A 6,460-nucleotide genomic window follows, 5' to 3' on the forward strand; every position below is an offset into this window, starting at 1 on the left:
GCCTTCGTGTCGCTCCGGCGGGCCCGGGCGGGCCCGCCGGGGGCGGGGTGCGGCGTCAGTGCGCGGCCGGGACGGCCGGGGCGGTGGTGCCGGCCGGGACGGCGGCACCGGTGGCCGGCGCGCCCGGGGTGGTGGCGCCGGGGGCCGGGGTGGTGGCGCCGGGGGTGGCGGCACCGGGAGCGGTGGTCTTGGCCGGGGTCGCGGTCGGCGAGGGGGTCGGACCGAAGCCCTTGTAGAGGCCGCGGCCGTTCTCGCCCGAGTCCGGGCTCACGGCGGCCTGGGCCTCGACCTTCTGGCCGTCCTTGAAGGTGAACACGGTCGGGGCGAAGCCGCCGACGTGGACGGTCGCGGAGGCGGCGGTGGCGGACGGGTTGCCCTGGCCGCCGATCACCACCGCGCCGCGGGCCGGGACGACGATGCCGGACAGCGGAGCGCCGGCGGCGTCCGCGAAGGTGGTGGTGGCACCGCCGACGGTGACGGACTGGAGCTCGGCCGGGGCGTCCGCGGTGTTCGCGATGTTCACGACCACGTTGGCGGGACCGGTGTGGTCGCCCGCGGCGCCCTCCCCGGTGACGACCACGATGTTGTTCAGCCGGAGGGTCGTCCCGAGGGTCGCCGCCGCGTTGTCCGGCTTGATCTGCAGGGTGTCCGGCGTGTTGCCGGCGGCGCAGGAGGACAGCGAGGCGATGGCGATGGCGGCGAGGGCGGCGATGCTGCCGCGTCGAAGGCTGCGGCTCACGGCGGCGGCTTCTCCCTAGGTCACGTGTCGGGTGGTCAGGTCTCAGATTATCGACCTCGCTTATGCGCTCCTCACGGGGTGGTCCCCGTGTCGCACTCCCGGGGGCCGCCGGGGGCCGTCCGGCCGTACGCCGGGGGTGCGTCCGGCGGTACGTCGACATGTCCGGGTCACGTGGAGGACAAGGTTCGACCAAGATCGAATAACGATTCGGCCGCGACTCGAAAAGGGGTGAAAGCTCAAGATCCAATCATGGTTGCGGGGGTGTTGCGCAAGGGTTTCGCCGAACCCCGGAACCGCCTCCGACCTGCGGGAAGCCCCTCTCGAACACCGGTCGCAGCACGTCATGGGGGTCCTTGTCAAGCCCCGAGACCGGCCCTGACCTGCGAAAACGCCCTTCGGGTGGGCCGAGAAGCGTGTTATTCTGGAAAGCCACGGAAGGGGTCCTGTCACATGACGTTCAAGGTTGGCGACACGGTGGTCTACCCCCATCACGGGGCCGCGCTGATCGAGGCCATCGAAACTCGCCAGATCAAAGGTGTGGACAAGACCTACCTGGTGCTCAAGGTGCAGCAGGGAGACCTGACGCTCCGCGTGCCCGCCGAGAACGCGGAGTTCGTCGGCGTGCGCGATGTAGTCGGCCAGGAGGGTCTGGACCGGGTCTTCGAGGTGCTGCGGGCACCGTACACGGAAGAGCCGACCAACTGGTCCCGTCGCTACAAGGCGAACCTGGAGAAGCTCGCCTCGGGTGATGTCATCAAGGTCGCCGAGGTCGTCCGCGACCTGTGGCGCCGCGAGCGCGAGCGCGGCCTCTCGGCCGGCGAGAAGCGGATGCTCGCGAAGGCGCGCCAGATCCTCGTCAGCGAGCTCGCGCTGGCGGAGAACACCAACGAGGACAAGGCGGAGACGCTGCTCGACGAGGTCCTCGCCTCGTAGCGCGCCACCGCAGTGCGGTCGGGCTGCCGCCCAACGCTCACAGCGCCCGGTGCCGGCGCGCCACTCCTCGGACGAACCGTCCGGGAGTGGTGCAGTGGCACTCCGGGCGCTGAGGCATGTCCGGACCACGCCACCTGCCCGAGCCTGCCCAGGCCTGCAAGACCGTTTCCGCACCCGTTCTTGCGCGGAACCGTTGCGCGGAACTTGCGGAGCTGTGCGGCGGACGGTGGACCGTGGTTCTTCGGAAGGGGCCCGGTGCGCCCGCCGGGCACGCCATGGCCATACCCACTTCGCCGAAGGAGTGAAACCTGAACGCGTCAGGAGCAGTCGCAGCAGCAGTGGTGCCCGCCGCCGGACGGGGTGAGCGGCTGGGGCCCGGGGCCCCGAAGGCCCTGCGGGAACTGGGGGGCGTGCCGCTCCTGGTGCACGCCGTCCGGGCCCTGGCCCGCAGCCGGGCGGTCGGCCTGGTCGTGGTCGCCGCGCCCGCCGACGGGGTGGCCGAGGTGGTCGCCCTGCTGGACAGCCACGGGCTGGACGACAAGGACATCCGGGTGGTGGCCGGCGGGGCGACCCGCCAGGAGTCGGTCCGGCTGGGCCTGGCCGCGATCCCGGACGAGGTCGGGATCGTGCTGGTGCACGACGCGGCCCGCCCGCTGGTCCCGGTCGAGGTGGTGGACGCCGTCGCGGCCGCCGTCCGGGCCGGGGCGCGGGCGGTGGTGCCCGCGGTGCCGCTGGCCGACACGGTGAAGCGGGTCGAGCCGAACCCGGGCGGCCCCGAGCCGGTGCTCGACACGCCCGAGCGCGCCACCCTGCGCGCGGTGCAGACCCCGCAGGGTTTCGACCGCGCCACCCTGGTCGAGGTGCACGCCAAGGCGCTGGCCGAGGAGAGCGCGGGCACCGCCGACGCGCCCCCGGTCACCGACGACGCCGGCCTGGTGGAGCGCTACGGCGGCCGGGTCGTCGTGGTGCCCGGCCACGAGGAGGCGTTCAAGGTCACCCGTCCACTGGACCTCGTGCTCGCCGAGGCCGTACTCGCCCGCAGGAGGGCCGCCGATGCCTACTGACCCGCAGACCCCCGTGATCCCCCGCGTGGGGATCGGCACCGACGTGCACGCCTTCGAGGCCGGCCGCCCGCTCCGGGTGGCCGGGCTGGACTGGCCGGACGCCGAGGTCGGCCTCTCCGGGCACTCGGACGCCGACGTCGCCGCGCACGCCGCCTGCGACGCGCTGTTCTCGGCCGCCGGGATCGGCGACCTGGGCGCCCACTTCGGCACCGACCGCCCGGAGTGGGCCGGCGCGTCCGGGGCGAAGCTGCTCGGCGAGGCGGCCCGGCTGGTCCGCGAGGCCGGCTTCGAGATCGGCAACGTGGCGGTCCAGGTGATCGGTGTGCGGCCGAAGATCGGCAAGCGGCGGGCCGAGGCGCAGGCCGCGCTGTCCGAGGCGGTCGGCGCGCCGGTGTCCGTCTCCGGCACCACCACCGACGGGCTGGGGCTGACCGGCCGGGCCGAGGGCCTGGCCGCGATCGCCACCGCCCTGGTGTACGAACGGCGTTGAGCCGGTCGCGGTGAGCGGGTGGGAACAACCCCGACCTGACGGGTGTTCACCGGGTGTTCCCGGGGCCCGAGTCGCTAGTGTTCGGCTCGGGCCCGTACGGGGCTTCCGCTCGGGCCGAACACCGACGTGAAGGGGTTTCCGATGGGTGTCGAACTTGCGGACAAGGTCAAGGAACTGCTCGACAGCACGAGCTTCGCCGTGGTCTCCACCATCCAGCCCGACGGGGGCCCGCAGGCCTCCGTGGTCTGGGTCAAGCGGGACGGCGACGACATCCTGTTCTCCACCGTCGAGGGCCGCCGGAAGCACCTCAACCTGCTCCGGGACCCGAGGGTGTCCCTCGTCATCAACGACAAGGACAACCCGTACGAGTACTTCGAGGCGCGCGGTGAGGCGACGATGACCACCGAGGGCGGCCGGGCGCTGATCGACGAGCTGTCCCACAAGTACCTGGGCAAGGACTACACCTTCGACGGCCCGGAGGCGGTCCGGGTGGTCGTCCGGATCTCCCCGCACAAGGTGCTCGGCAACATCTGAGTCCCGTCCGAGTCCCGCCGTTTCCCCGGGATCACGCCCCCGTTGTCCCGGGGAATGTGGCGGGGCACCCCCCGGTGCCCACTACGCTTGACGCTGTGAGCATTCGTCTGTACGACACCAGCACCCGCCAGGTACGCGACTTCGTCCCGCTTGTACCGGGTTGTGTCTCGATCTACCTGTGCGGCGCTACCGTTCAGTCGGCGCCACACATCGGGCACATCCGGTCGTACCTCAACTTCGACCTCATGCAGCGGTGGTTCGCCTACCGCGGCTACCAGGTGACCTTCGCCCGGAACGTCACCGACATCGACGACAAGATCATCGCCAAGGAGCGCGAGCTCGGCACGCCGTGGTGGCAGATCGCCTACGAGAACGAGCGCGCCTTCAACGACGGCTACGACGCGCTCGGCTGCCTGCGGCCGACGGTCGAGCCGCGGGCCACCGGGCACATCCCCGAGATGATCTCGATGATGCAGGGGCTCATCGAGAAGGGCCACGCCTACGCGGCCGACGGCAACGTCTACTTCGACGTGCGGTCGTACCCCGACTACCTGGCGCTCTCCAACCAGAAGCTGGACGACCTGCGCCAGCCCGAGGGCGAGGGCGAGACGGGCAAGCGGGACCAGCGCGACTTCGCGATGTGGAAGGCCGCCAAGCCGGGCGAGCCGAGCTGGGAGACCCCGTGGGGCCGCGGCCGTCCGGGCTGGCACCTGGAGTGCTCGGCGATGGCCCACAAGTACCTGGGCGCGGCCTTCGACATCCACGGCGGCGGGCTGGACCTGATCTTCCCGCACCACGAGAACGAGATCGCCCAGTCCAAGGCCTACGGCGACGACTTCGCCGGCTTCTGGGTGCACAACGCCTGGGTCACCATGGCCGGCGAGAAGATGAGCAAGTCGCTGGGCAACTCGGTGCTGGTCTCCGAGATGGTCCGGGCGTGGCGGCCGATCGTGCTCCGCTACTACCTGGCGGCCCCGCACTACCGCTCGATGATCGAGTACAGCGAGGAGTCGCTGCGCGAGGCCGAGGCCGGCTTCGGCCGGATCGAGGGCTTCATCCAGCGCGCCGTCGAGCGCTGCGGCACGGTCGACGCGGCGCCCGAGGTGCCGCCGGCCTTCGCCGAGGCGATGGACGACGACTTCGGCGTGCCGCAGGCGCTGGCCGTCGTGCACACCGCCGTCCGCCAGGGCAACAGCGCCCTGAACGCGGACGACAAGGAGAGCGTGGTGGCGCGACTGGCCGAGGTCCGTGCGATGCTCGGTGTACTGGGCCTCGACCCGCTCGACCCGCACTGGGCCGGGACGGAGCGCGGCGAGGACCTCCACGGCGTGGTCGACTCGTTGGTCCGTCTGGTCCTGGACCAGCGGCAGGCCGCGCGCGAGCGCAAGGACTTCGCCACCGCGGATGCCATCCGCGACCAGCTCGGCCTCGCCGGGCTGGCCATCGAGGACACCCCGTCCGGCCCGCGCTGGACGATCAACAGCCAGTAACCCCATCCGACGATCGGGGTGATGGGTGGGCCGTACCGGACCGGTGCGGCCCTCCCGCATGACGTAGCGCATGCCGTCGGCCGCCACCGGGCAGACCGGGACGGCCGGGGCATGCCGGACAGACAGGAAGTACAGCCATGGCCGGCAACAGTGCACGCAGGAACCGTCGCAACCCCGGATCGAAGAAGGGCGCGTCTGTCGGTACCGGCGGCCACAGCCGGAAGGCGCTCCAGGGCAAGGGCCCGACGCCGCCCGGTGCGGAGCGCAAGGGCCACCCGAAGCAGCGCGCCGCCAACGCCGCGCTCAAGCGCGAGCGGGACGCCAAGGCCCGGGCCGGCATGCGCCGGGCCGGCGGCGGTGGCCGCGGTGGCCGCGGCGGCGCGGGCAGCGCCGAGCTGGTCTTCGGCCGCAACTCGGTGGTCGAGGCCCTGCAGGGCGACGTCCCGGCCAACGCGCTGTACGTCCAGCAGTTCATCGACACCGACGACCGGGTCCGCGACGCCTTCCAGGCCGCCAACGACCGCGGCATCCCGCTGATGGAGGCCCCGCGGCCCCAGCTGGACCAGATGACCGGCGGGATGAACCACCAGGGCCTGGTGCTCCAGGTGCCGCCGTACGAGTACGCGCACCCCGACGACCTGCTGGCGGACGCCGCCGACGCCGGTCAGGACGCGCTGATCATCGCGCTGGACGGCGTGACCGACTCGCGCAACCTGGGCGCCGTGGTCCGCTCGGCCGCCGCCTTCGGCGCGCACGGCGTGGTCATCCCCGAGCGCCGCGCGGCCGGCATGACCGCCGGTGCCTGGAAGACCTCCTCCGGTGCCGCGGCCCGGCTGCCCGTCGCCCGGGCCACCAACATGACCCGCACCCTGGAGGCCTACCAGAAGGCCGGTCTGATGGTGGTCGGCCTGGCCGCCGACGGCGAGGCCGAGATCGGCGACCTGGAGCTGCTGACCGGCCCGGTCGTGATCGTCGCGGGCAGCGAGGGCAAGGGCCTGTCCCGGCTGGTCTCGGAGACCTGCGACATGCGGGTCCGGATCCCGATGTCCGGCCTGACCGAGTCGCTGAACGCCGGTGTCGCGGCGGGCATCGTGCTGTACGAGGCCGCGCGACTGCGCGCCAAGCGCTGAGCACGGCCGGGTCGCGGCGCGCAGGAGATCTTCCGAATTCCCCGCAATCCGAGTGAAGGCGATCGGGCCCCGACCGGGCC

7 protein-coding genes are annotated in these 6,460 nt (G+C 72.4%); 6 read left to right on the top strand and 1 reads right to left on the bottom strand.

What is annotated here, in order from left to right:
• Positions 1-55: 55 nt before the first annotated feature.
• A complete protein-coding gene (locus ACFU6K_RS27835; protein WP_380667509.1) occupies positions 56-739 on the bottom strand; it encodes a DUF461 domain-containing protein in 684 nt (227 codons plus the stop codon).
• 450 nt (positions 740-1,189) lie between these two features.
• Here ACFU6K_RS27835 and ACFU6K_RS27840 point away from each other — a divergent pair, with 450 nt between their 5' ends.
• The 6 genes from ACFU6K_RS27840 (at position 1,190) to rlmB (ending at position 6,380) form a co-directional block, all read left to right on the top strand.
• Positions 1,190-1,672 (top strand): CarD family transcriptional regulator, encoded by a 483-nt coding sequence (locus ACFU6K_RS27840; protein ID WP_014136563.1) that lies wholly within the window; start codon positions 1,190-1,192, stop codon positions 1,670-1,672.
• Between the two features lie 308 nt (positions 1,673-1,980).
• Positions 1,981-2,736 (top strand): 2-C-methyl-D-erythritol 4-phosphate cytidylyltransferase, encoded by a 756-nt coding sequence (gene ispD, locus ACFU6K_RS27845; RefSeq protein ID WP_074001725.1) that lies wholly within the window; start codon positions 1,981-1,983, stop codon positions 2,734-2,736.
• Entirely contained in the window at positions 2,726-3,226 is a 501-nt protein-coding gene (gene ispF, locus ACFU6K_RS27850; protein ID WP_049657183.1) for a 2-C-methyl-D-erythritol 2,4-cyclodiphosphate synthase, read from the top strand. The genes ispD and ispF overlap by 11 nt, the downstream gene beginning before the upstream one ends.
• Positions 3,227-3,367: 141 nt before the next feature.
• Complete coding sequence (locus ACFU6K_RS27855) at positions 3,368-3,760, top strand: PPOX class F420-dependent oxidoreductase (protein WP_380667512.1); 393 nt, start codon at positions 3,368-3,370, stop codon at positions 3,758-3,760.
• A gap of 95 nt (positions 3,761-3,855) precedes the next feature.
• Complete coding sequence (gene cysS / locus ACFU6K_RS27860; protein ID WP_380667514.1) at positions 3,856-5,250, top strand: cysteine--tRNA ligase; 1,395 nt, start codon at positions 3,856-3,858, stop codon at positions 5,248-5,250.
• Positions 5,251-5,387: 137 nt separating this feature from the next.
• Positions 5,388-6,380, top strand: coding sequence for a 23S rRNA (guanosine(2251)-2'-O)-methyltransferase RlmB (gene rlmB / locus ACFU6K_RS27865; protein ID WP_380667516.1), 993 nt, complete (start codon positions 5,388-5,390; stop codon positions 6,378-6,380).
• The last annotated feature ends 80 nt before the right edge of the window (positions 6,381-6,460 follow it).

Source organism: Kitasatospora sp. NPDC057512, assembly GCF_042802135.1.
In the GTDB taxonomy this organism is placed as follows: domain Bacteria; phylum Actinomycetota; class Actinomycetes; order Streptomycetales; family Streptomycetaceae; genus Kitasatospora.